Origin of the sequence: Erysipelatoclostridium sp. MSK.7.34, from assembly GCF_019041935.1 — a bacterium.
GTDB classification, from domain to species: Bacteria; Bacillota_I; Bacilli_A; order Erysipelotrichales; family Coprobacillaceae; genus Thomasclavelia; species Thomasclavelia ramosa.
The window spans coordinates 1-25172 of the sequence record NZ_JAHPYJ010000032.1 but is presented as its reverse complement, the minus strand read 5'-3'; the positions used below and the strand labels follow the sequence as shown (position 1 = coordinate 25172).

Annotated in this window: 23 protein-coding genes; 5 read left to right on the top strand and 18 right to left on the bottom strand. The window is 32.0% G+C overall.

What is annotated here, in order from left to right; all coding sequences use genetic code 11:
- Positions 1-172: 172 nt before the first annotated feature.
- The 6 genes from KTF99_RS15300 to KTF99_RS15275 form a co-directional block, all read right to left on the bottom strand.
- Complete coding sequence (locus KTF99_RS15300; protein WP_003539572.1) at positions 173-1213, bottom strand: D-alanine--D-alanine ligase family protein; 1041 nt, start codon at positions 1211-1213, stop codon at positions 173-175.
- Positions 1210-2562 (bottom strand): UDP-N-acetylmuramoyl-tripeptide--D-alanyl-D-alanine ligase, encoded by a 1353-nt coding sequence (locus KTF99_RS15295; protein WP_118249010.1) that lies wholly within the window; start codon positions 2560-2562, stop codon positions 1210-1212. Before KTF99_RS15295 ends, KTF99_RS15300 begins: the two co-directional genes overlap by 4 nt.
- 9 nt (positions 2563-2571) lie before the next feature.
- Positions 2572-3807, bottom strand: coding sequence for a DUF5050 domain-containing protein (locus KTF99_RS15290; RefSeq protein WP_003539561.1), 1236 nt, complete (start codon positions 3805-3807; stop codon positions 2572-2574).
- Positions 3808-3907: 100 nt separating this feature from the next.
- Positions 3908-5254, bottom strand: coding sequence for a DUF5050 domain-containing protein (locus tag KTF99_RS15285; protein WP_003539558.1), 1347 nt, complete (start codon positions 5252-5254; stop codon positions 3908-3910).
- A 109-nt stretch (positions 5255-5363) separates the two neighbouring features.
- Positions 5364-6380 (bottom strand): oxidoreductase, encoded by a 1017-nt coding sequence (locus KTF99_RS15280; protein ID WP_003539556.1) that lies wholly within the window; start codon positions 6378-6380, stop codon positions 5364-5366.
- An 85-nt stretch (positions 6381-6465) separates the two neighbouring features.
- Positions 6466-7386, bottom strand: a complete 921-nt coding sequence (locus KTF99_RS15275; protein WP_008792688.1) for an AEC family transporter — start codon at positions 7384-7386, stop codon at positions 6466-6468.
- Between the two features lie 112 nt (positions 7387-7498).
- On the opposite strand from KTF99_RS15275, the gene KTF99_RS15270 reads away from it, so the two are divergent.
- Both KTF99_RS15270 and KTF99_RS15265 read left to right on the top strand, forming a co-directional pair.
- Positions 7499-7744 (top strand): GIY-YIG nuclease family protein, encoded by a 246-nt coding sequence (locus KTF99_RS15270; RefSeq protein ID WP_008792687.1) that lies wholly within the window; start codon positions 7499-7501, stop codon positions 7742-7744.
- Positions 7745-7818: 74 nt separating this feature from the next.
- The gene (locus tag KTF99_RS15265) at positions 7819-8691 is read left to right on the top strand and encodes a methionyl aminopeptidase (protein ID WP_003539550.1); all 873 of its coding nucleotides are present in this window, start codon (positions 7819-7821) and stop codon (positions 8689-8691) included.
- Between the two features lie 81 nt (positions 8692-8772).
- Here the strand turns inward: KTF99_RS15265 and KTF99_RS15260 are convergent, their stop codons facing one another.
- On the bottom strand, positions 8773-9855 hold the full coding sequence (locus KTF99_RS15260) for a metallophosphoesterase (RefSeq protein ID WP_008792686.1): 1083 nt from the start codon (positions 9853-9855) through the stop codon (positions 8773-8775).
- A gap of 356 nt (positions 9856-10211) precedes the next feature.
- Between KTF99_RS15260 and KTF99_RS15255 the strand changes: the two genes are divergently transcribed.
- Positions 10212-10865 carry a DUF3298 and DUF4163 domain-containing protein gene (locus tag KTF99_RS15255; RefSeq protein ID WP_008792685.1) on the top strand — a complete coding sequence of 218 codons (654 nt, stop codon included), beginning with the start codon at positions 10212-10214 and terminating at the stop codon, positions 10863-10865.
- A 149-nt stretch (positions 10866-11014) separates the two neighbouring features.
- Here KTF99_RS15255 and KTF99_RS15250 read toward each other — a convergent pair whose 3' ends face one another.
- The 4 genes from KTF99_RS15250 to KTF99_RS15235 form a co-directional block, all read right to left on the bottom strand.
- A complete protein-coding gene (locus tag KTF99_RS15250; RefSeq protein WP_003539544.1) occupies positions 11015-12022 on the bottom strand; it encodes a Gfo/Idh/MocA family protein in 1008 nt (335 codons plus the stop codon).
- The gene (locus KTF99_RS15245) at positions 12022-13038 is read right to left on the bottom strand and encodes a Gfo/Idh/MocA family oxidoreductase (RefSeq protein WP_003539542.1); all 1017 of its coding nucleotides are present in this window, start codon (positions 13036-13038) and stop codon (positions 12022-12024) included. Before KTF99_RS15245 ends, KTF99_RS15250 begins: the two co-directional genes overlap by 1 nt.
- Before the next feature lie 721 nt (positions 13039-13759).
- Positions 13760-15211, bottom strand: a complete 1452-nt coding sequence (locus tag KTF99_RS15240; RefSeq protein WP_003539538.1) for a glycoside hydrolase family 1 protein — start codon at positions 15209-15211, stop codon at positions 13760-13762.
- Positions 15212-15243: 32 nt separating this feature from the next.
- Complete coding sequence (locus KTF99_RS15235; RefSeq protein ID WP_217215632.1) at positions 15244-16182, bottom strand: DUF7916 family protein; 939 nt, start codon at positions 16180-16182, stop codon at positions 15244-15246.
- A 218-nt stretch (positions 16183-16400) separates the two neighbouring features.
- On the opposite strand from KTF99_RS15235, the gene KTF99_RS15230 reads away from it, so the two are divergent.
- Entirely contained in the window at positions 16401-17177 is a 777-nt protein-coding gene (locus KTF99_RS15230; RefSeq protein ID WP_003539536.1) for a MurR/RpiR family transcriptional regulator, read from the top strand.
- Between the two features lie 33 nt (positions 17178-17210).
- Here KTF99_RS15230 and KTF99_RS15225 read toward each other — a convergent pair whose 3' ends face one another.
- From KTF99_RS15225 to KTF99_RS15195, 7 genes are all read right to left on the bottom strand, one after another.
- A complete protein-coding gene (locus KTF99_RS15225) occupies positions 17211-17690 on the bottom strand; it encodes a VOC family protein (RefSeq protein WP_003539535.1) in 480 nt (159 codons plus the stop codon).
- Between the two features lie 106 nt (positions 17691-17796).
- Entirely contained in the window at positions 17797-18093 is a 297-nt protein-coding gene (locus KTF99_RS15220; RefSeq protein WP_029482306.1) for a PTS sugar transporter subunit IIB, read from the bottom strand.
- A gap of 22 nt (positions 18094-18115) precedes the next feature.
- On the bottom strand, positions 18116-19534 hold the full coding sequence (locus KTF99_RS15215; protein ID WP_008792682.1) for a glycoside hydrolase family 1 protein: 1419 nt from the start codon (positions 19532-19534) through the stop codon (positions 18116-18118).
- 11 nt (positions 19535-19545) lie between these two features.
- Complete coding sequence (locus KTF99_RS15210; RefSeq protein WP_003539530.1) at positions 19546-20472, bottom strand: type I phosphomannose isomerase catalytic subunit; 927 nt, start codon at positions 20470-20472, stop codon at positions 19546-19548.
- Positions 20473-20508: 36 nt separating this feature from the next.
- Entirely contained in the window at positions 20509-20973 is a 465-nt protein-coding gene (locus tag KTF99_RS15205) for a zinc-ribbon domain-containing protein (RefSeq protein WP_003539528.1), read from the bottom strand.
- A gap of 16 nt (positions 20974-20989) precedes the next feature.
- Positions 20990-21409 (bottom strand): zinc ribbon domain-containing protein, encoded by a 420-nt coding sequence (locus KTF99_RS15200; protein WP_003539527.1) that lies wholly within the window; start codon positions 21407-21409, stop codon positions 20990-20992.
- A 62-nt stretch (positions 21410-21471) separates the two neighbouring features.
- Complete coding sequence (locus tag KTF99_RS15195) at positions 21472-22803, bottom strand: PTS sugar transporter subunit IIC (protein ID WP_008792681.1); 1332 nt, start codon at positions 22801-22803, stop codon at positions 21472-21474.
- A gap of 250 nt (positions 22804-23053) precedes the next feature.
- Between KTF99_RS15195 and KTF99_RS15190 the strand changes: the two genes are divergently transcribed.
- Complete coding sequence (locus KTF99_RS15190; RefSeq protein ID WP_003539523.1) at positions 23054-24958, top strand: BglG family transcription antiterminator; 1905 nt, start codon at positions 23054-23056, stop codon at positions 24956-24958.
- The last annotated feature ends 214 nt before the right edge of the window (positions 24959-25172 follow it).

The following is a 25172-nucleotide window of genomic DNA, read 5'->3' as shown; positions in this document are numbered from 1 at the left end:
TTTTTTATTTCGCATACTTCGTATGCTCAACTGACTTAAGTCTATATGTTCAAATTTTCAATTTGAACAGGTAATTAAAAGGATTGTCACCTGTGAATTACAGGTGACAATCCTCTAATTAGAAACTATTTATAAACTGTCCTACTTGAGAAGTTCAGTTCAAAACAAGTTCTTATTTTTGTAAGGCCAAGACAATCAAGCGATCCAATAATTCCGGATAAGTGATCCCGAAATCATTCATTAATTGTGGATACATTGAAATCTTAGTAAATCCTGGCATTGTATTAATTTCATTCAAATAAATTTTATTAGTTTTTTTATCTAAGAAAAAATCAACTCGGCTTAAGCCATGACCATCAACAGCTTTAAAAACTTTAATTGCATATTGACGAATTTGTTCTTGGATTTGCTCATCTACCAGAGCCGGAATACACGTTTTACTTTCTTCATCTTCATATTTCGATTCAAACGTATAAAACTCACCATGAGGCATGATTTGACCGACTCGTGAAACAATTACATCATCATTACCTAATACAGCTGTTTCTAACTCAATACAGTCTATGCACTCCTCAACTACGACATGACGATCATATTTAGCTGCCTCACTTAATTTCCCAATCAATTCAGTCTGATTATCACAACGATAACATCCAACACTTGAACCTGAACGACTAGCCTTAATAAAGCAAGGCATTCCTAATTCTCTAACAATATAGTCTTCAATTTCTTCAATCTCATCAAAAGTATTTGTTACTACAACTAATTTTTCGTCATAACGTTTTTTCACATATACTGATTTAACTTGCGGAACACCTACTGTATCTAAAATCTTTTTTGTATAGATTTTATCCATTGCTACACTAGAGCCCATCACCCGACAGCCAACATAAGGTAATTTTGCCAATTCAAATAAACCTTGAATTGTTCCGTCTTCACCATACATTCCATGTAATACTGGAAATGCTACATCTTGATTTTTTAATAATCCATAAACATCTTCAACCATGCTACTGTTATCTAACCAAGTATTTTTAGCTAAATCTGTCTGCTTCGCATCAAGATAATGCCAACCACCATCTAAATCAATCCCAACTAAGGTGATTTCGTATTTATTCGCATCCAAATTGTTTAATACCGATGTACAAGACATTCTTGAAACAATATGCTCACTTGATTGTCCCCCACATAAAACCAATAATTTTTGTTTCATGAAAATTTCTCCTCTATTTTGGTGACAACGTCTTTTAATTTCATTCCATTTGAGCCCTTCAATAAGACAACGTCATCATTTTGTAAATTATTCTTTAAATAATTTACCACTTCTTGATTATCATTACAATAATAAATCTCTGCCATCCCTGACAAAGCAGCACTATCGCTCATAAACTTAGCTTCTCGGCCAACCGCAACTAACACATCAATTTGTTTTTCCGCTACATATTTACCAACACTTCGATGCAATTGCTCGCTGAATTCGCCCAATTCTAACATATCCGCTAATACAGCTATTTTTCTACGCGAATACGTAGCCAATACGTCAATACTTGATTTCATTGAATCTTCACTAGCATTATATGTGCCATCAATCAAGGTAATGTTGTTTTTTAATTCAATTACATCCATCCGTTTTTTAGTTAATTCAAATTGACTAATTCCTTGAATACATTTTTCCATTGGAATTTCTAGATTTATTCCAATCGCAATCGCAACAAGAGCATTTAAAACAAAATGATTCCCCGGTACTGGGACAACAACTTGATAGACCTTCCCATTATAATTGATTGTAAATTCACTATGATCATCCATTAAAATAACTTTTTCAGCTTTAAAAGCAGCAGCGCAATCAACACCGACTTTAACAACCTTGAAATTATCAAATCGAACCGTTGACAGCATATCATTATCACCATTAATTACTAATGTACTGCCATCACTCATTCCCGCAACAATTTCTAATTTTGCTTTTAGAATATTTTCACGACTTCCTAATTCTCCAATATGTGCTGTTCCAACATTAGTAATCGCGCTAATATCCGGACAAGCAATTCGTGATAATTCTTCCATTTCATTAAGATGATTCATACCCATTTCTAAAATCATCACTTCCTCATCTTTTAATCTCAAGATTGTCAATGGCAAGCCAATATTATTATTATAATTACCTTCTGTTTTCAATGTCTTATACTGCTGTTTAACAACACTATAAACCATATCACGTGTGCTTGTTTTACCCACGCTCCCAGTAATTCCAACAACTTTGACCTTGCGATGTTTCCGTAAATAATGAGCCATCTTTTGCAAAGCTTTTAACGTATTATCTACTAAGATAACAACATGCTTATCATCTTCAATCAACCGATCAGTAATTATAGCGCTGGCACCATTTGTAAATGCACTTTCAATAAAATCATGGCCATCATAGCGTTCACCAATAATTGGAATATACATCATCCCGACCTCAGCTTGACGACTATCTTGGCTAAAACCTGTTATTTCCATTGTTTCATCACCACTAATAAGTTTCCCACCGGTAGCAATTACTATCTCACTTACTTTCATTTCATCCCCCTAGAACTCATTACCTTTAATCGTTGGTTGATTTTCATCATCTAAAATATGGCGCTTCCCATCAAGACCAACAATTTCATATCCAATCACACTATCTGAGTTTCCTTTAGTTAACACCAGCAGCTTATCACCTACAACCTCAAATGTCAGACTGCCTCCAATATCCATCGTATATAACTTCTTTTTATCTTTTCCATCAAGATCCATCGTATAAATAATATTCTTATCTTGAATAACTAATTTCTTCTCAACCAGGTTCACTAATGATAAATTATTACTTTCATAAATAACTTTACTTTGTCCTTCTAAATCACTTTTAACTAGCCCATCATTATTTATATAATATAAATATTCACCATCATAAGTATAAACATTAGTATTATTGGCAAGATTCTTCTTGTCGCTGCCATCCAATGCAATCGAAACTAATTCATTATTTTTATTAATATAAAAAATTCTACCTTTTTCCTCATCAACAACAATACTATAAGAAACCTCATCACTAATCTTATGATCCTGATTTGTCTCTAATTCAAGACAATGAATTGTTTCACCATCACTATCATTTTGATAATAGACTTTATCACCAAGATTATGTACATAATATACATTCTTTAATAAAATATCTTCTGCTTTTGTCTTTTTATCCATTCGAATATAATCATTATTTTCATCAAGATAATAATACCACTGCTCATCTTCACTAAAAACAGTAACTGCTTGTTCCAAAACAAGTTCGCGATTATTAAAACTACGATCATATTTCAATAATTCAGAATTCATCATTAAATAAACAGCATTATCATTAACATAACTAATCCCTAAATAATTAATATTTGTCGCTTGACTATATTTACCTGTATTTTTATTGATTGATATTTTACTATCACTATAATCATTAGTGATTGTGTTTGAATTATCATTCTCTGCCAGCTTAATCGGATTATTAATAACATATTGACGCATTACTGTCGTCACTACAATTAAAACAATAAAAACAGCCCAAATTTTCTTACTACGCCAATAATTTTGCGCTGATTCATTAGACTTAAGCAATGTTTGTTCAGTCTTATCAGCTGCAATAAACTCATCGACTTTTTCAGGTTCAATAATCTGTTCTTCCTTTATAATATCTACTTCTTTATCTAACCCTACCGGCGTTCCGCAAACAGGACATCTTTTTTCATGTTCTAATAATCGCGCTCCACATTTTCTACATCTTTTAATCTTTTCCATTTAGTCACCTACTTTAATGCCTACATTTTACCATATCACCAAAGTAAAAAAAAGCGTGTTATTAGCGTAAAAGAAAAGACTTCGCTTCAATAAGCTTAGTCTATTCTTCTTCATTATTATTCAATTTAGCGATAGCCGTATCATAAAAATCATTTATATACCACTGCTTTAAATACTCATCACCATTTCCTGTACTATACACAATATAATTGCCTATTACATTAAATACAGTTACATCATAATCAATCGATACAATATGCCCATCACTAGTCATTAAATCATCATCATAGTTAGTATATACAATTGTATTATTTGTAACGATATAATTATTAACCTCACCTTCAACAAGCAGTTCATCATTTTCATCAGCAATACTATAACAATGTACGCCTTGATAATCTTGATAATAAAGCAAATCTCCACTCACATAAATTTTCCCAGTACTAGATAAATTAAATTGTGATAATTTATTTCCGGCCAAATCAATAGCCTGAATATAATCATGTTCAATTGTTGTATAAAAAACTAAACTATCTTGCATGTCATAACTATAATCTGAAATTTCATCGCTTATGATTTTTATTGATGTTGCACTTACCTCATCATATATAAACAGTCCCTCTTCATCATACTTAGTATATAGGAACTTATTTTTATCTATTGGTAATACATTATCCATTTCAAAAAGGGCTGTCAATTCACCACTTTTCATATCATAACGTGCATATCTTCCATACTGTTCATAGTAAAGATAGTCATCAGTACTATAAATATACCTTTCTCCGTCATCTACAAGCGATTTAAAGTTACTAAAATTCCGTTCTGTTTGATATATTTGATAATCCATCCCAAAATAAATATTTGAATCCGTTAAAAAAGCATAACCACCATTTTTTAAATTTCCCTCTTGCGTTATACTGCTATTACTATCAAATAATTGTAATGTTGATAATTCTTGATAATCCCGTTGATCATTCGAATTTTTAAAAATTTGCCCGAAAATAGTTACTCCTGCAATCAATATCACTACAATTCCAACTATAATATTTCTTAGTTTTTCTTCATTATTAGCAGCCTTCTTTTTTATGATTGGAAAGCCCATGCTGTTAATTCGCTGTCTAGCTTCTTCTAAACGTTGTTTGATTTCATTATTGCTTGATTTGTAATCATACATCTCTTGTTGGTGGTAAACATGGCTTTTTTCACTATGTTTATCGCAGTCTTTATTATTTGTTGAATTATTTATGTTAAAACTACTGGCGTACTTCTTAGTGACATCAGTCTTCTTTTCATACTTTGTTGGATTCCCACAATTAGGGCATCGTGGTTGACCAAAATGTATTGCCGCTCCACAAACTGAGCAATGACTTATCTTCCCCTGACGATGACCACATAACGGACATTTTAAACTATTTTTATACTCATTTCCGCAATTATCACATCTCATTGTACCTCACCCCCTATTAATTATATTGTACCATGCCCCTATTTAGAGTCAATCAGCCAAATAATATAAATAATTTTTATCAAAAATAAAAAGATACTGTCGTATCTTCTTACTTACACATTTTAACTCCGGTTTCTAATATTTCCATTTGCAATAAAGTTTGTTCATCTTTGACCCGAGGTTCCTTACCCTCAATAATACTTTCATATAAGCCATCAAAAACATTTCCATAATCCCCTACTTCAGAGATGACTTTTTCTTCATGAAAAACACCTGCATCATCATAATACGATAACGTTCCATAATCTTCAGGACGATCAATTCCAAAATTTGGTGACCCCGGCATATAAAATAACTTGAGGTGTTCTTCTTGACGATCTTTTGTCGCTTTAACAAAGCATCCTTTATCACCATAAACAACAAAACTAGGACGTTCTTTTACTCTAAAATAACTTGACTTTACTGAAACTTTAAGTGTTCCATAATATAGATCCAAATCAAAATAATCATTCATTCGTCCTGATCCTAATAATTGTCTTACATCATAATGAATCTTTTCAGGTTTACCAAAATAAGAAATTACTTGATCTAAAGTATGACATCCATGACCATATAAATATCCATTGTACCCAACATATTCATGAACATTTAGTGGTATTTCCGGACGATAATAGTCATAATGCATTTCTACTTCTAATAAATTACCTAATTTTCCACTTTCGATCACTTTTTGAACTGTTAAAAAATCAGAATCATAACGACGGTTTTGATAGCATTGCACTAATAACCCTTTTTCTTTAGCTAATGCAAATATTTCTTTAGCTTCAGCACTATTTTTCATAAAAGGCTTTTCAACCAAACAATTTTTACCATGTTCTAAAACCATTCTAGCATACTCATAATGACTATCATGACGAGTGCAAACACTAATCAGCTGAATCTCTGGATCGTTTAATAGACTATCTAAATCATCAGTATAATTTATTCCTGCAACACGTGACCAATCATGTTTATTTAAATTTCGAGCATAAATAGTTTTTACTTTAATATTTTTTCTTGTCAGTACAAATGGCAATTGATAACGATTAGTACTTTTACCATTGCCAATAAATCCCATTGTTAACATAATCTTCTCCTTCTACTTTGATATATCATATTGTACTATATTCTAATCATTAATTATATTTTTTACGATAATTGAAAAGATGATTTTAAACAACCATATTAATAACCAAACATAATAACGGAATTGTAAATAATGATAGCGCTGTTGATAAAAAGACAATTTCTACTGCCAAATTTGAATCTCCATCATACTTCTCAGCCAAAATTGCTGTCGTACTTCCTGCTGGCATTCCCGCCAAAACTGTTGCTACTGCAGTTACTAATGGTGGTAGATTAACTATTGCACAACTAAATAAGACCAATAAAGGAATTAAAATCAAACGGATAAAACTATAGTAGAGGGTCAATCTATTTATAACATCTCTAATTTTGATTTCTGCCAAGATTCCACCTATTACAATCATTGATAAAGCCATCGTACAATTACTAAGTGACTGGATTGATACTTTTAAAAAACTTGGTAATTGAATTTGGCTAATCATAATAAACAGGCCAATAAATACTGCGATAATACAAGGATGTGTAATTACTTTCTTAATAACATCTTTACCTTTAGCATTAGTAAAACATGCAACCCCACCAGACCACATTACAATTCTTTGGGGAATTAAATAAATGGAAGCAAATAATAATCCATCTAATCCATAAAGGCCTTGAATCAAGGGTGAGCCCATAAATCCAGCATTGGAGCAGATCGTTCCGTATTGTAAAACACTTTGTTGTCGTTTTGTTGCCTTAATAAAGAAATACTTTCCAAATACTTGGCAAGCAAACTGAATAATAATCGAAACAATCAAAATTGTTAGACCACTCTTGATGATTTGAGTATCCATTTTAATCATAAAAGAGTAAATAATATTAGCCGGCAGTACAATATATATTACTAAATCCGTCAAGCTCTTTCGATGCTCTTTAGAAATAATATTTGTCTTTCTTAAAATATATCCAATTATCATTAAAATAAATATTTCAAATTGTAAATCCATTAAATTATTAAAATCAACCACAATAACACCTCTTTGAAGATATCTTAAACTAATTTTCTTGACACGTCATCTAAAACTTACCATTATTCATATAATTAGTTATAATATAAACAATAAAAGTAAGGGTGAAATAATGAAAACAAACTACGTCTATATCGTCAAATGTCAGGATAATACTTTCTATACAGGCTGGACAACTGATCTAGTAAAGCGAATCAATGCTCATAATCATGGCAAAGGTGCAAAATATACCAAAGCTCGTCGCCCCGTTGAACTGGTTTACTTTGAGGAGTATACTGAAAAAAGCCTTGCGTTGAAACGGGAATACGCTATTAAGCAAATGACACGTAAAGAAAAAGAATTATTAATCAACAGTTAGCATAGGCTAAGTAATTTCTTTGGAAATTAAAGAATAACGTGTTATACTAGATTCATATAGAAAGAAGGCAAAATATGAAATTAAACCGAAATGATTTATGCTGGTGCGGCAGCCAAAAAAAATACAAAAAATGCCATCTAGCATTTGATGAAAAATTAGAGCAATTAAAGCAGCAAGGAAAAAAAATTCCAACCCATAAAATGATAAAGACGCCTGAGCAAATTGAGGGAATTAAAAAAGCCGCAGTAATAAACTCAGGTTTATTAGACTATATTGAAGCAAATATCAAAGTTGGAATGACAACTGAAGAAATTGATGTTATGGCAAAGGAATATACTGCCAAATATGGAGCAGTTTGTGCTGATTATCAATATATGGGTTATCCAAAACATATTTGTGTCTCGATCAACGATGTTGTTTGTCATGGTATTCCTAATGAGCAAACTATTTTACAAGAAGGTGATATTGTAAATGTTGATGCTACAACCATGCTGAATGGTTATTATGCCGACGCTTCTAGAATGTTTATGATTGGTAAAGTTTCTAATGAAGCTAAAAAACTAGTCAGCGATACAAAAAAGGCTTTAGAACTCGGTATGGCTAGTGTTATCCCCTATCAAAGTTGTGTTGGCGACATTGGTAAAGCAATCGAAACATTTGCTAAAGCTATGGGTTATAGTGTTGTTAGAGAATTTTGTGGTCATGGTGTTGGTTTAGCGATTCATGAAGATCCTTATGTTTTCCATTTTGAGCCAAATGTGCCTACTGTTACCCTTGTCCCAGGAATGGTCTTTACAATTGAACCAATGTTAAATCTTGGTGGTCGTGAAGTATATGTTGATGAGTCAGATGAATGGACTGTTTATACTGATGATGAATCACTTTCAGCACAATGGGAGCATACGTTGTTAGTGACTGAAGATGGTATTGAAATTATTTCAAAATAATAAAACCTCCGATTTGAAGTGAACCACCATTATTTAGATTAGACACCTAAATAATGGGATTCATTTCAGTTTGGAGGTCTTTTATTTTATATTTATAATTACATACTCACTAGGAGCACCTGTTTTGATTGGATAACGCCATCCCGCTATTCCTGTCGTCGTAATTGCTGTAAAATCACCAATATCCCTTTGTCCACGAATCAACGTATCACTTGTCAATGACTGAACAATTCCCATAGGGAACAATTGTCCACCATGAGTATGCCCAGATAATTGTAAATCAATTCCTAGAGCTGCATTTTCATCAAGGTTTAAAGGCTGATGATCGAGCATGATCGTGTAGTTACCACGTTTATTTTCAGGAATCATCTCTAATAATTGACTAGTTGACAAACGAGGATTTGTACCCCAAAAACTTGCATCTTTTCGACCAATAATATTTATATTGTCTAAGCTAACTACTGCATCTTCCAATACAACGATTCCATTTTTCTCCAACGTAGCACGAACATCTTCAGGACCAAATTCACTATCGCTAAAAGCATGAGAGCCATTGTCATGATTACCATAAACATAGTAGATTCCTTGTTGATTATTGATCGATGCTAGCGCCTTACTAGCATTAACCATATCATCTAATGGGGTATTTTCATCAAAGATATCCCCTGTTAAAACTACTAAATCAGCATTCAGCTGGCTCATTTCATCACAATATTTTTGTAGCTCCGTAACACTTAATGATGTTGACATATGTAAGTCAGCAATTTCAAGAATTTTAAGATCCTCAACTTTATCACTTTTTAGATCATATGTTGTAGCTACAACATGTTTAATATTATAGTAGCCATAACCTAAAAATAACGCCGTAACTACTATTCCCAAAATACCAGTAGTAAATGAAATCCGATAAATCGGGAATCTTTTTAAGCCTAGATTTAATAGCTCAAACAACAACATGACAACCAATAAATGATAATAAATAACCCCATATAACTCCAACGTGTTCATTGCTGGAATTGATAGCACCATTATCACTAATCCAATTATAATAATGAGGAACCAATTAGTATGAATATTTAAAATCGTTCGTAATAAACGGTTAATAAAAAAAGTAAAATAAATAATACCGGGTATAACCGCAAGCAAACCCATATATAAGTACATAAAATCCCTCCTTTTAATTTAGAATACACGCTGAAGTATGCTTCAGGTCAAGTAATTTTTATAAAACACATATCTTCACATATTTATATTCTAACAAAATAAAAAGAGCATATAACAACATAATTTACTAAACAAACAACAAAAATATTCCAAACAGTCTTAAACATTACCAGCTTTATCCTACTCTCTATTTTTACCGTACTCTCTTTTTATTACCCAACATATTACTAAAAATAATTAATAAATCATATTTCCTTAACAAGAAAATTTTAGTTTGAATAACTTATCAAATTATCGTAAAAACTATAATGATAGCAAAGCTATCAACACATTTATCAACTAGAAAGAGATGAAATATGAAGAAACGTTTCCTGATTTTTTTACTAATTATTGCACCATTATGTATCAATGCTGTTCATGCCAGTGAAGATAATGCTAAACTTCAATTATTAAAAGAGAAACATTATGAAACTGAAGGTACAATTGTTACTGTCAAGATTCCCCATGTTGTTAATGTTAAAGATGACAAAGTAAAAAAAGTTATTAATAAGCTGATTACCCAGGCAATTGATGACTTTACTAACGAATTTAAAGAATTTGACAAAGTACCAAACACAGAACATAAATTAATTGCAGATATTACTTTCCAAAACTACTATAGTGACGATAAAATAATATCATTTTCAATTAATGCCACCCAAATCATGGCAGACAGCTATTTACAAAAGAAATTTTATACAGTAGATCTTAAAACTGGCGAAGTCTACAATATTGAACATTTCTTAGGTTCAGATTATCAAAATATCGTTAAAAAATCTGTACAACAACAGATTGCGGAGAATAAAGAAAAATATCCTAACCTAATGTATTTTGATGAAGCGGTTAATAATTTAAAGATTACTAATGAACAACCATTTTATATCAACAAAGATAATCAGGTAGTTGTTGTTTTCAATCAATTTGAAATAGCTCCTGGTTATATGTCATTACCGGAATTTATTATTAAATAGTTGATAAATCTAGAGGTTAAATAATATTTTAACCTCTTTTATATTTGTAAATCATTTATTTAAAAAATATCCACGACATGTCTAACATCATGGATATTTATAATTAGCAAGTGGTATATTATTTATAAACTATATTGTTAACAATTTTATTATTTATCTGCAGCAAATTCTATTCCCGCACTTTGACGAGCTTTAGTCGCAATCTCAATAGTAATCAAACTAATTTCCTGCATTTTTTTAGCACGAGTAAAATCTTTTTCATCAATCATTTTAACAAATTCTACAAATTCATGATACATCCGATGTTTATCATTATTGTAAGAAACCTCATCACCTTCATTATTCATTTGTTTAGCACTACCCTTATTCATTAATACTTTAAAACCATTTAAGCTATTAGCAGGTGTAGAAATTGTAATACATCCTGCATCACCTTGAATATTTGTTGCAACGGGAGCTTTACAATCTTTAGCTCCAATACATACACATTTAAAACTATCATAGTCTAATGTTAAAATTCCTGAAGTATCAATTCCTCTTTGAATATTTGCCTCATAATTGACATTTAATGGTTTACCAAATAAAGCTACTACTAAATTTATATTATAAATATTTAGATCCATTAATGCCCCTCCCGACATGGCTGGATTAAATGCTGGCAAGACTTCTCCTGCTTTAAACGCATCATAACGTGATGAATATTGTGAATAATTAGCACTAACGATCTTAATTTGTCCTAGTGTTGGTAATAACTCTTTAATTTTTAAAGTATTTGGTAAATATTGGGTACTAACTGCCTCAACCATAATAACTTTATTAGTGTCTGCTAAAGCAACCAATTCTTCTAATTCTTTAAGATTAGAAGTAAATGGTTTTTCACAGATTACATGTTTACCGGCTAAAATTGCCTTTTTGCACATTTCATAATGTAAATGATTAGGCACCGCTACATAAACTACTTCAACCTCACTATCTTCCAGCATTACATCAATATTTGTATAATGCGCTTTAATATTGTTAGCTTGGCACATCTCAACAATTTTTTCTTTTTCAGCCGGTGTGGCACATAAAGCAACTAACTCCATACCAGTAACTTCATGAGCAAAAGTTAAAAAATCATGAACGATCATACCGGCCCCAACGATTCCGACCTTCATTATTTAGCCTCCTTTGCTACTTTAGTTGCTTCTTCGATAATTTTTAAAACTTCTATTACTTCCTCATCGGCAACTAATTTATGAGCCCCATTTACAATAACATCATTTAAATTGTCATAAATAATTCCATAATCCCCAATTTCTGTAGGTACTTTTTTTGTAATATCATTGCCATTATCATCAATGTAAGACAATGTTCCCCATTTATCTTCTGGTAATGGATCAAATGATACATGGATCGCTCCTGGTTTAGGTTTTTCTGATGAATTATGACCAAGTGCCGGCATTAAGAAACTTCCTTTTTTGCCATGAACGATAAAGCGTGGATAATCAAGTTTTACATAATAACTAGTTTTAACAATTGCTTTAAATCCATCATAAAAGAAATCAAAATCATAATAATCATCACTGACTCCAGGATTATCAACACTACGACAGTCATATACAACTCGATTAGGTTTACCGAATTCACCAATGATTTGATCAATTGGATGAACTGCTAACCCATATAAAATTCCCATACCTTTATTATTTGCTATTGATGGTCTAAAATAATCATAATGTGACTCAATTTCCACAATGTCTCCAAGTACACCTGATTCAATAACTTTACGAACTGTGCGCATATCAGCATCATAACGACGATTTTGGTTAGCCATTGCTACTAGACCTTTTTCTTTAGCATAATCGAATACATCTTTAGCTTCTTTAGCGGTCATTGCAAATGGTTTTTCACATAAAACATGTTTACCATGATCCAATGCCTGCATTGTATACTCCACATGATAACGATCTGGGGTATTAACAACTACCAAGTTAACATCAGGATCATCCATAATCTCATTAATTGAACTAGTAAACTTAATCCCCGGATACCAGCTCTCTTTTTCTTCATTAATTTCTGTTTCTAAACGATAAATATACTTTACATCAATGAAGTCTTTTCTTTTTTCAACATATGGTAAATGATAACGACAAACGCTGTTACCAAACCCAATATAAGCAACTTTTAACATCTTTCTTTCCTCCTATTTTATAGGTTTATTTTATGATGAAAAAAACCTATAAAACAGTGATTTTCCAGCTCTTGCAATTGAATTTCATACATTTATTTACAGTACTGTAATTTAATTTCATACTACTAAATTAAATTAATCAAGTAGCGGAAAATTTTAAATATTTTCCCTCTCTTACACCACTGTCCATACGGTTCCATATACGGCAGTTTAATTAAATTTCAATTTATATCTCAATAAATAATAATCTAAACAACTAACTAGTCCATTGTGTGCTAGCCTTTCTTTTGCTACAGCACGCACAACACATGTTCTAGTTATCACGAATTGATAGCATATGATATTTGTCTTGCTCTACCATAATTTACCCCAAGTTTTCTAACACCATGACTAGGCTTTGGAATTTCAATACTTTTAACAGGTTGTGGTTTGTAAGACCTTGTTTCAATTTGTCTTTTATTTCATCATTGGCTACATTATCCACACTACTTGTGCTTTTATAGACAAGTATCATATTTTTCTTAGATAAGACTTCCTCTAATAATTTGTGTGATCTTCTCCTTTTCGCTTTCTAATGCCTAGATCCAAGTGTATATGCCCTTCGGCTCAAATACATTTCCGATGCACTATGTGATTCGTCGACAACTACATTCACAAAGGACTTTCACCCTAGATGTATGACAAGTCGTCATACTTAAAAAAGATGTCTCTAACAGACATCTTAATCTAGATCTTTTCCATCCGATTTAATCGCTTTTTGATACCAATAAAATGAATCCTTTTTTATCCGATGTAAATCACCAACTCCATCATCATTCATATCTACATAAATAAACCCATATCGCTTATCCATTTGTCCTGTTGTAAATGATACCAAATCAATTGGTGCCCATGATGTATAACCAAAAATATTAACGCCCTCTTCACGAGCTTTCATTAGGCTCTTTATATGACTGCGATGATAATTAATTCGATAATCATCATGAATAGAGCCATCATCCTCCACTTGATCATGTGCCCCCAAACCATTTTCCACATCAAATAACGGTACTTGATATCGATCATTCAGTACATGTAAAAAATATTCATAACCTGTAGGATCAATTTGCCAGCCCCAATCAGATGCTTCTAAATATGGATTGGCTAAACTACCCTGACCACCTGCTGTTGCTAAGTTTCCCTCTACATCATGCGTAGTAAATACATTTGACATATAGTATGAATATGCTAGAAAGTCAGATTTACCTTCCATTAGAATCTTCTTATCTTCTTCACTAATTTCTAAAGATACATTATTATCTTTCCAGATACGTTTTGCATAAGCTGGATAATATCCCCTTACCATCGTATCTGCACAATATGCAAATTTTTCTTGAAACAACTTATATGAACCTAAAACATCTTTTGGATCACACGTATATGGATAACAGCAGAACCCTGCAATCATACAACCAACTTTGATTTCCTCATCTATTTCATGAGCTGCTTTTACCGCTTCTGCCGCCGCTACCATTTGATTATGTAATTCTTCAAAAGCAAACTGTTTTCCTTCTTTAACATTAAAGTGAAGCAAAATGTTAATTTCATTAAAGGTTAACCACTTATTGACTAAATCTTTATATTCAATAAAACATACTTTAGCAAATTCAACAAACTGATGAATCATCTCTCTATTTGTCCAGTCACCATAGGTTTCTTCCAAATAGACTGGTTCATCATATTTATACAAAGTTATAACTGGATCAATTCCATACTTCCTACATTCTTTAAAAACATTACGATAAAATTCAACTCCTGCTTGATTTACTCCACCTTCAACACCATGCGGGAAAATTCTAGCCCAAGAAATCGTCGTGTTAAAAGTTGTAAAACCAAGTTCAGCAAATAAGGCAATATCTTCCTTATATCGATGATAAAAATCTATCCCTACATGATTTGTATATCTAACATCATCAAATAATTCATATTTTGCCCCCTTTGGTAAATGATCAAATTGTCGCATTTTTCCTCTTGTACCATCAGCATTTAAATAATGAATATAACGATTATTAGTTGTTGTTCCGGGATCACCGAAATCTACTTGAACCGGACTCTTACCATCTTCATCCCATGCTCCTTCACATTGAGCCGCACTAATCGAACCGCCCCATAAAAATTTATCTGGAAAACTCATCTTTATTATCCTCCTTAAGCCTTCTTTTATTTTTATCTTCTTGGTGTTGCCATTTGCGCCCAAGTATACGCCTTTCCTTTTAAAGTGATTGCCATTTGGTAAATATTTTCCGGCCAGGTTCCACCACCAAAACCACCATCACCAATAGCATGAACATCACATCCTGTTTGTTTCATCATCAGTGTTATTTGACGAATTGTATCAACATCTGCTGCTTCAACATTACTATTTAAAAAGCTCATAGCAAGAGCCCCATTTCGATGCGTAAATTCAATTAATTCACGAATCATCTCAACTGTAAGGCGTGAGCCCGGAGCAGGAAAATCAATAATATCAGCCCCAGCCTCAATCAACTGCTTAATAATATTTTTAGCATCATAATCAGCAAGTGGATCACCTAATACTTTTTCACTAATGCCATCCTCCCATTTTCCAGCAAAAATCAGCATATCATCACCACAAATCGCTCTAGCCTCTTTTGTCCACTTAATCACATCTTTAATTGATGTACCACTTCCCGGATTACCACCTAAAATGAGAAATGATACACCCCATTGTTTTGCCTTTAAAAGATTTTCTTTTGTACATACCATACCTGCTAGATCGTATAACTGAGAATTCTCTTGGTTATTAAAATCAAGCCCTTCTTTAGGACACCCCAAATAAATTCCCACTGGTCTACCACCTACTAAATCCTTCAATTCTTGGTAATCAAATCCTTGCATGCCAGGACAATCAGCTGGATGAAAAAAATCAAAACCATTCAATAAAACCATATCCGCACCAAAAGCAAACATTAATTCGGTACTGGTACAATTAGGAAATAAGATTGGATTTTTTAAATACGTTTGTCCCATCAGCACCCTACCTTCAGATTTAAAAATTGCTTCTTTTAATTCTCTACCAGTATAATTAGAAATTTTACTAGCTTTTGCACTAATCAATCTAGTTACTTGATTATGTAGTTCCATCTTTTTTCTCCTTATATCTATTTTCTTACAACTAAATCTTAATTTAAAAAGTAGTCTAAAAAAATCATATATAGATATTTTGTAATTAAATTTCAAAGATATAAATAATTATGAAATTTAATTTCAAAAATATCATTAGTAGTGAGAAAACGTTTTCTCTATGTCTATTAATATGTTAAAATATAAGTATAAATAATCCCTAAAAAGGAGTGCATAAAATGATTCGTGAATTAATCGATAGCATTAAACTGACAAAAAAAGAACAAGTTATTTCCGAATATTTAGAACAAGAGCCTGATTGCGTGCTTCAATATAACGCTAAAGAATTAGCTGCTTTAATCAAAGTTAGTGCCCCCACCCTTATTCGCTTTGTTCAAAAATTAGGATTTAAAGGCTATAGTGATTTTCAAGTGACTTACACCCAAGAAAAAACAATGTATGATCAAATGAAAAATATACGGATTGATTCAAAAAGTTCTATTCGTGATGTAATTGAAACCCTACCTGCAATATATGACCATGTTTTTAAAGAAACTCGAAAACTAACTCGTTTTGAATCGTTTGTTCGAACGATAAATTATATGCTGCAAGCTAAACAAATTGATTTTTATGCCAATGACAATAATTATTCAGAAGTTCAATCTGCCTGTTTAAAACTAAATACCATTGGTATCAAAGCACAATGCTTTAACACTTTGAATACTGCCTATATTGATAACATCGATCCTCGAGACATCTTAGCTTTCGTAGTTAGTCACTCGGGAAAAAATCAAACAATGGTCGATGCCGCATATGAACTCCGAAAAAAACGAATCCGTGTCATCGCAATTACAGGAAAAATCGACCCAACTTTAGAACTTGTATGCAATGAAGCCTTGTATATTGATTCATCCTCACATCATCTGCCCCATCATATTATGCTATATGGATTATCGATACATTATATTTTAGATATTCTCGTTACCTCACTTTATTACAAAAAATACAAAGAATAATAAACAAGACCTTACGCTCCCGTAGGGTCTTATTTAACCAACATTTCCTTGATGCTGCAAAGATAAATCAGTATACTGCATAATTTCAAATTTATTTCCATCCGGATCATGAATCCACATTTGCCAAGTTTCTGATTGACCTTTATTAGGCTCAATATCAATTTCGATACCAGCTTCAATCAGCTCTTTTCGTGCTTCAAAAATATCATCAACCATTAAAGCAAAGTGTGAATACCCTAGTCTAACATCTGGCTTTTCATGTTCTAGCTGGTTATCTGCTTTATTAAATAATTCCAAATATTGTCCCGGGGCTAACTCAATAAAAATATAAGCAATCCCATCTGGATCAGTAATTGCTTTTTTAGCCCAAGCACCACGGCTTTTTTGTCCAAGATAAGCCCCATAACGCATAATTATTTTAGCTTTTAATCCTAATTTATTTTCATAAAAATCTCTCATTTTATCCATCTGATCAGTATAAAATGAAAGATGCATCACTTCATTAAATTTCATTTTTAACCTCGCATTTTTATAAAAAGGTCTGTTTAAATAAAACAATCAAAGCTATTTAAACGGAAAAATAGATTTCATGACTATCTAAACAAACCATTTTTATTATTTATTTTCCACCTAATTTTAAAGCTGTATCCAAGACCTTAGCACCATTCATTGTCCCATAATCCTGCATATTAATTATTTCAACCGGTTTATCAAGAAACATTTTTTTAACATTCTTTAATTCATAACGTACTTGTGGTCCTAATAAAATAACATCAGCTGCTTCACCATATTTTTCAATTTGTCCAACGGGATGGGCTTCGATTTGAAATTCAATTTCTTTTGTTTCGGCAGCCTCTTTCATTCTATTAACTAATAGACTTGTTGACATTCCCGCTGCACACACTAACAAAAACATTCATCATTATTCCCCCTCTAGCCTAATATTCAATATTATTCTCTAAATCATCACCATTGGTAGCAATACATTTTTTATACCAGTAAAACGATTTTTTAGGATAACGTTTTAAATCTTTTAAGTCTTCAAAATCACGATCAACATAAACAAATCCATAACGTTTTCTAATTTCTTTATGACTACTTAAAAAATCAATTGGACTCCAAGCTAAATAACCAATTAAATCAACACCATCATGTTCAACAGCCTGTTTAATTGCTTTGATATGCTGTTGATAATAATCAATACGTTGATCATCATATACTTTTTGATCAATTAACTGTTCATCAATTCCAATACCATTTTCTACGATAAACAATGGTTTATGATATCGATGATAAAAATCAATTAACGAATATCGTAATCCCTGTGAATCAATTTGCCAGCCCCACTCATTTGCTTGATAATAAGGATTTTTAAGATTGCGCTGATCAAATAAAATAGCATCCTCTAAAGTAATCACATCATCAATTTCATCAAATGAAGCCTGAACACTACTGCGATAATATGAAAATGCTAGATAATCCAGTTTGGTCGATGCTGATTTAATTACCTCTTCATCAGCTTTATTTAGACTGATTGTTATATTTCTATTTAGTGCATACTGCTTAAAATAATCTGGTAGTTCTCCTTGACACATCGTATCAAAAGCAAAATAGTTGTGTAACTTATTTTTAAAATCTGCAGCAATAATATCACTACTTTTACAAGTGAGTGGATAGAATGGTGCATGCCCAATCATACCACCTACTTTGGCTTGTGGATCAACACGTTTAATTACCTCTACAGCACGAGCATGTGCAATTTGTACATTAATATTTAATTGTACGAACATCTCTGCTTTAGACATTCCATCTGGTAAATAAGCTCCTGCCACCAGATCACTTTGACAATAAGCTAAATTAATTTCATTATATGTCAGCCAGTATTTAACTTTTCCTTTCAGTCTAGAAACTACCGCTTCAACATGGCGAGCATAAAAGTTAATTACTTCTTTGTTCATAAACCCATTATAGTTTTTTAACAGATAATCCGGCATATCAAAATGAACTAAAGATACTACTGGTTCAATTCCTTTCGATAAAAGATAGTCGACCATCTTTTCATAATAAGCTAACCCTGCTTCATTAGGACTTTCTTCATTACCAAGCGGGTGAATCCTTGACCATACTACTGAAAAGCGATATGCTTTATATCCCATTTGAGCCATGTAATCAATATCTTCTTGATAATGATGATAATGATCAGTAGCTACTTTTGTATCACAAAACATCGGTTCAATCCCGGGTTCTGGAGTAACTACTAGAGTGTCATAAACATTTAACCCTTTACCATCTTCTAAATATGCGCCTTCAGCTTGAACGTTGCTTAAAGCACCGCCCCATAAAAATTCTTCTTTCATGATCTTCTCCTTTATCTCGTTGTCATCATAATAGTCATATGACCATCAAAAACAATTTTGTTTCCTTGCGGAATCAAGAAATTATCACCGACTTTAATAGGCACTCCATCAACAGTCCCAGAGCCCCTCACAACCGTCGCCAACTGATAATTATCATGATAATAGTGATTCTCCCCTGTAAGTTCTAGTTTTGTTACAGTAAATGAGTCATTATCAATAAAAACAGTTTGTTCACCATTTTCTAATGATGTCATTACAGTCGTAAGCTTATTTTCCATCTCCTTTTGATCATAAGACAAACATTCAATTGCTTCTTTTAAATGCAATTCACGTTCATTGCCATTTGCATCTTTACGATGATAATCATAAAAACGGAAAGTAACATCTGTAGCCTGTTGGATTTCATAAACAACACTCCCCTTTTTTAATGCATGTAATAATCCAGCCGGAAGATATACAAAATCATCAGGATGGACTTCTAAATGACGAATCAGTTTATCCCACTGTTCTTCCTTGATATAGTGAGTCAAATCAGCTTCATCTTTGGCATTGTGTCCATAAACAATCTTGGCTCCTGGCTCAGCTTCAATAAAATACCAAGCTTCATTTTTGCCTGCTTGATAACCTAACTTTAAAGCCGCTTTTACATCAGGATGAACTTGGATACTTAAATCATCTTCTGGTCCTACTAACGAAATAATAACCGGAAACTGTTCATTAGGATGACCAAATAATTCTTGATGCTCCTGCCATAATTCTAATAAAGTTTTTCCTTGATATGGTGCAGTCTCACAAATATTTGAAGCCCCTTTTTGGCAGCTAAATGACCAAGCCTGTCCAACTCCATCCGGAAAATCATGATAGCCAAAATAATCTTTAACTAACGTATGTCCCCATATAGCCAAGCGTGGGATCGGTTTAAAAAATAATACACCCATAATTTTTCTCCTTATAAAAAATAGGCATTAATATGCCTATAGTGTAAACAAAGCAAATAAACCAATTACGGTTACAAAGATTGATAAGCAATTAGCTAATGAGACAATATTAGCTTTGATTCTAAAACCATATTTACTATAAATTAAATTATTTACTTGTTTTGCCTTAGTGACATGATAATCACCTAACAAAGCAAAAACAACGATTACGATTCGCATTGGTAAACTTGTTCCAATTCCATCACCAAAATAATTCCATGGTACGATAGCTAAAATAAGTGCTAAAACTGAAGCAAATAAAGCTGCACCAATATATGGATTTTTTTCATCTCGATGCTTTTCCATTCGTTCAATATCTTTTTTAGACATCTTTTGTTTTATTTTATTATCATTATATTTTTGAGCATAACTACGTTGTTCAACTTTAATTACTTCACTACCACAGCTATCACAAAATTTTGCAGAATCTTTAAGTACAGCACCACATTTTCGACAATACATAATATCCACCTGCTCTCTATTTCAAAATAACTTGTGAAAAATTAACTAAACTAACAAAACCACTAATAACGATCGATACCCAAGCATAATTTTTATTACCATTTGGTTCGAATCCTTTTTTTCGATCCTGTTTATCTACCCGCAATGACAATACACCACAAACGATTGCCCCAAGATAAGCAAACGAACTAAGAATATATGGAATCTTTACATTTCCACCAACTGCACTAAATATTGTTCCTGCGATAAAATCCAATCCAATTAAACCGATAAAAAATAGGAGGATCCCTAATTTAGCCCAGCTATTTTCACGGGGATTCTTTTTTAACTTTGATTTGTTTTTTTGTTTAAGTGCATCTGCACTAATTTCTTTACCGCAATGATAACAGAAAGCTGAATCTTGTGGTATTTCCTTATGACAATATGGACATTCCATAATTAGTTCCTCCTTATTTTTTAATTAAGAGAACTTGTTAAAGTTTTCTTAATTAATTAATTCTATGCCTCTGCAGTATTCATTTTAGCAACTTCAGCTTTTTCATAAGCTTTCCAGAATGGATAGAAGATAACTAATCCGATTGCTAGATTGATAAATACAATAATGATACCACCAACTGAACCACCAGCAGATAAATAACCTAAGATTGGTGAAGGTGTTGCCCAAGGCAATGACATATACATTTTTCCTACAAAACCAATACTAGTTAACCAATAAGTTAAAGCCCCTGTTAATGTATGAGTTAAAATAAATGGAATTAATAGGAAACCATTCATTACTACTGGTAACCCAAACATAATTGGTTCAATAATACAGAAAATTGCAGGTGGTAAACAGATTGTTGCTAATGGTTTCAAATGAGGTAATTTCTTACTAGACATAAACATGTAAATTAAAATTGGCCAGCAAGATGATACCCATTGAGATAGACGACATAAGTTTGGTGTCCAAACATATGGTAAATCTTTAACTAATGTTCCAGCAGTAAAAGCAGTGTTGTTATCAGCAAGCCATTGATTTGTAAAGACATTAGTAACTGCACCAGTAATATTGTCACCATGTAGACCACACATCCATAGCAATGCTGATAAGAATTGCTGCAAGCTATAAACAAAGACATTGTCTGCCGCTCCTAAGACTGGTAATAACATTTCTCCAACCAATACTGGAATATTGATTCCGGCTAAAGTTCTAATTCCCCAACATACAATCGTAATAAAGAAATAAGGAATAATTGCTGAGAAACTATCTGAGATAGCAGGTGGTACTGAATCAGGCAATTTGATTACAATATTCTTTTTTAAACATATATTAATAATATTAATTGCAATTGCTCCAGCGATCATTGCTGTAATCAAACCTGAACCACCCCAATAAGTACTTTCGAAAGCACTGCCTCCAGCACTTAAAGTTCCATCTTTAGCAGTGATTACTAAATTACCAACAGAATCATAGTTTAATAACATAAAAGCAAAGAATGCTCCGACTGCCCCTGTAGTCTTATTAAATCCTTTAATTTCTGCATATTCTCCCCCGAAAGCGATAATAATGTAGATAGCCATAATTCCCATTGATAAACTATTGACTAATGCAAGATCATCAGCCCAAGGCTTTAAAAATGGAATTAATGCTTTAGTTGTCAATCCACCATCTGAACAGAATAAGTATACTACTAAGAAGATTGACCCAACCATTGTTACTGGTAATGCTGCGACCATCCCATTTACGATTGCTCGTACAAATGGGATTTGTCCAAATCTTGTCATTGGTCCAGCGATTACATCAACTTTTTCCAATACTTTGTCCATGAAGGACTTTTTTTCAGTAGACATATTTTTTCCTCCCTTAATTTTCAAAAACGCTTTAAATGTAAACGTTTTCTCTTTGTCTATCTATATAGTATACCCATTCACTTATTTTTTCGATATATTATCCTGTCGTAAATTATGCCATTTTTATTTACAAATACCTCAAACCCATTGGTATTATTAATGTTTTTAGAAAATAGAAGTCTTAAAAAACAATGAGTAAACGTTTACTTTTTTTACTAATTTTGATATAGTTTTACTAGGGAGTGACCATATGAAACTAAAAAAAAACGAATTAAAAATTATTCAATTATTATTAGCTTCACCAGACTACATTTCAACCTACGATATCGCTACCTCGACAGGAATTCCTCGTCGTTTAGTGCGTGATGAAATTAGTAACGTTAGAGTTATTTTGTCATCATTAAACCTTAATTTATTATCCAAGCCTTCAAAAGGTTATTTTATCGAAGGAAAGTCTTCTAAAGATTTAAGCCGATTGCAAAACATTATTAATGATAATGAGCGTGATGAAAATAATGTTTTTCCAACTTTACCAAAAGATCGTAGAAATTATATTGCAAAAAGATTAATTGAAGAGGCCAGCTACATTAAATTAGAAACTTTCGCTAATGAATTATTAGTAAGTCGACCAACTGTTGCTAATGATGTCCTTCTTTTAAAAAAAGATATTCATAAATATGGTTTAACTTTAATTCAAAAACCAAATTACGGTATTAGTATTCAAGGAAGTGAAATTTCAAAAAGAAAAGTCTTAGCTGACTGGGTTTTTGAAAACTTAACACAATCAGATATGTTTGGTGATTTCTTGGATGCCTATTTTAATTCTCCAGATTATCAAATCATTGAGATCATTAATCAGCATCAAATCATTATGAGCGATATTAGTTTGATTGACTTTTTAATTTGTTTCTCTATCGCTATTGCAAGGAATACGATCAATCATACGATTGATAGCCCAATCGCTAATTTCGAGCAATTCAAGGATCGTTTTGAATATGCTACTGCTAAAGAATTAGGAAAATATGTTCAAGAACGTTTTAAAATTGATTTCAATGAATATGAGATTCAAAATATTACTATTTTATTAATCTGTAAAAGGTCATCACGCGGCTTATCTGCTTCTCATGATGATAATGTAATTACCATTGCTAATGAAATTCTAGCGAGAATCAAAGCAGAAACATTAATTACTTTTGATACTGATAAATTATTTAGAATCCTATCGCTATATATTGAAAATACTTTGATCAGACAAGCATATGTTGAAAAAATCCGTACCCCGGTATATGAAAATATTCAATATGAATATCCTCTACCATATCATTTAGCATCTATTGCATCAGCAACGATTCAACAACACTCCAAGATAAAGTTATCACGTAGTGAATTATCGGCATTTACAATACTCTTTAATAATGCTATTAACAATCAAAACAAGAAAAAGAAAAAAGTTTTATTGATCAATTGTATGAGTGGTTCTATGTTTACACTACATCGTTATCGGATTGAAACTGAATTAGCAGCACAATTAGTTATTACTAAATATACTCAATATTATCGAATCAATGAGGAGGACTTAAGTAATTATGACTTAATTATTTCTTCAGTACCGATTCGTAAACAATTATCGATTCCTGTAATTAATACCAGTTATATGATTACTAATGATGATATCATTAGAATCAAAAGCTATTTATCTTATTTATTCAATGATGAAGACCTTGTTTATTATTTTCATCCATATCTATATTCATCCAATGTTAAAGTCAAAAGCAAAAAGGGCGTCGCCTCAACTTTCTATCATTTATTAACATGTCTTTATCCAAATCTAAAAGATACTTTCAAATACGAGTTAAATAAACAGCATCGTTATACTTTGAACACTTTCAATAATGTGATTGGGCTAATAAAACTAAATAAACCAATCAATGCCAATAACAATATCGTCGCAATTACTTTAAATGAACCAATCCTGTTTGATCAGCAGCAAATGCAGGTCATTATCCTCTTTTCATGTTTAGACAATAATAATATTATGTATAATACTTTATTTAATACGCTGAAAAATGTTGCTAATAATGAACTTGATGTAAAAAAATTATTATCTCACTTATCGTATCCAGAGTTTCTCAGCGTAATCAAAAACAACAAATAGCTTTAAAAGCATTTGTTGTTTTTTCATTACACTTTATTTTAGCTAAGAATTATATTATCAATGGCAGAGATTATTAGTACAGGGAGGCACTAATGGACAATACAATTCACTAACAGTTATTTACTTTTTTGTCTTTCTTCAATTTCTTTCAACATATCGATTCTAACTTGATGACGCCCACCTTCATACTCACCAGTTAACCAGGCATCAACAA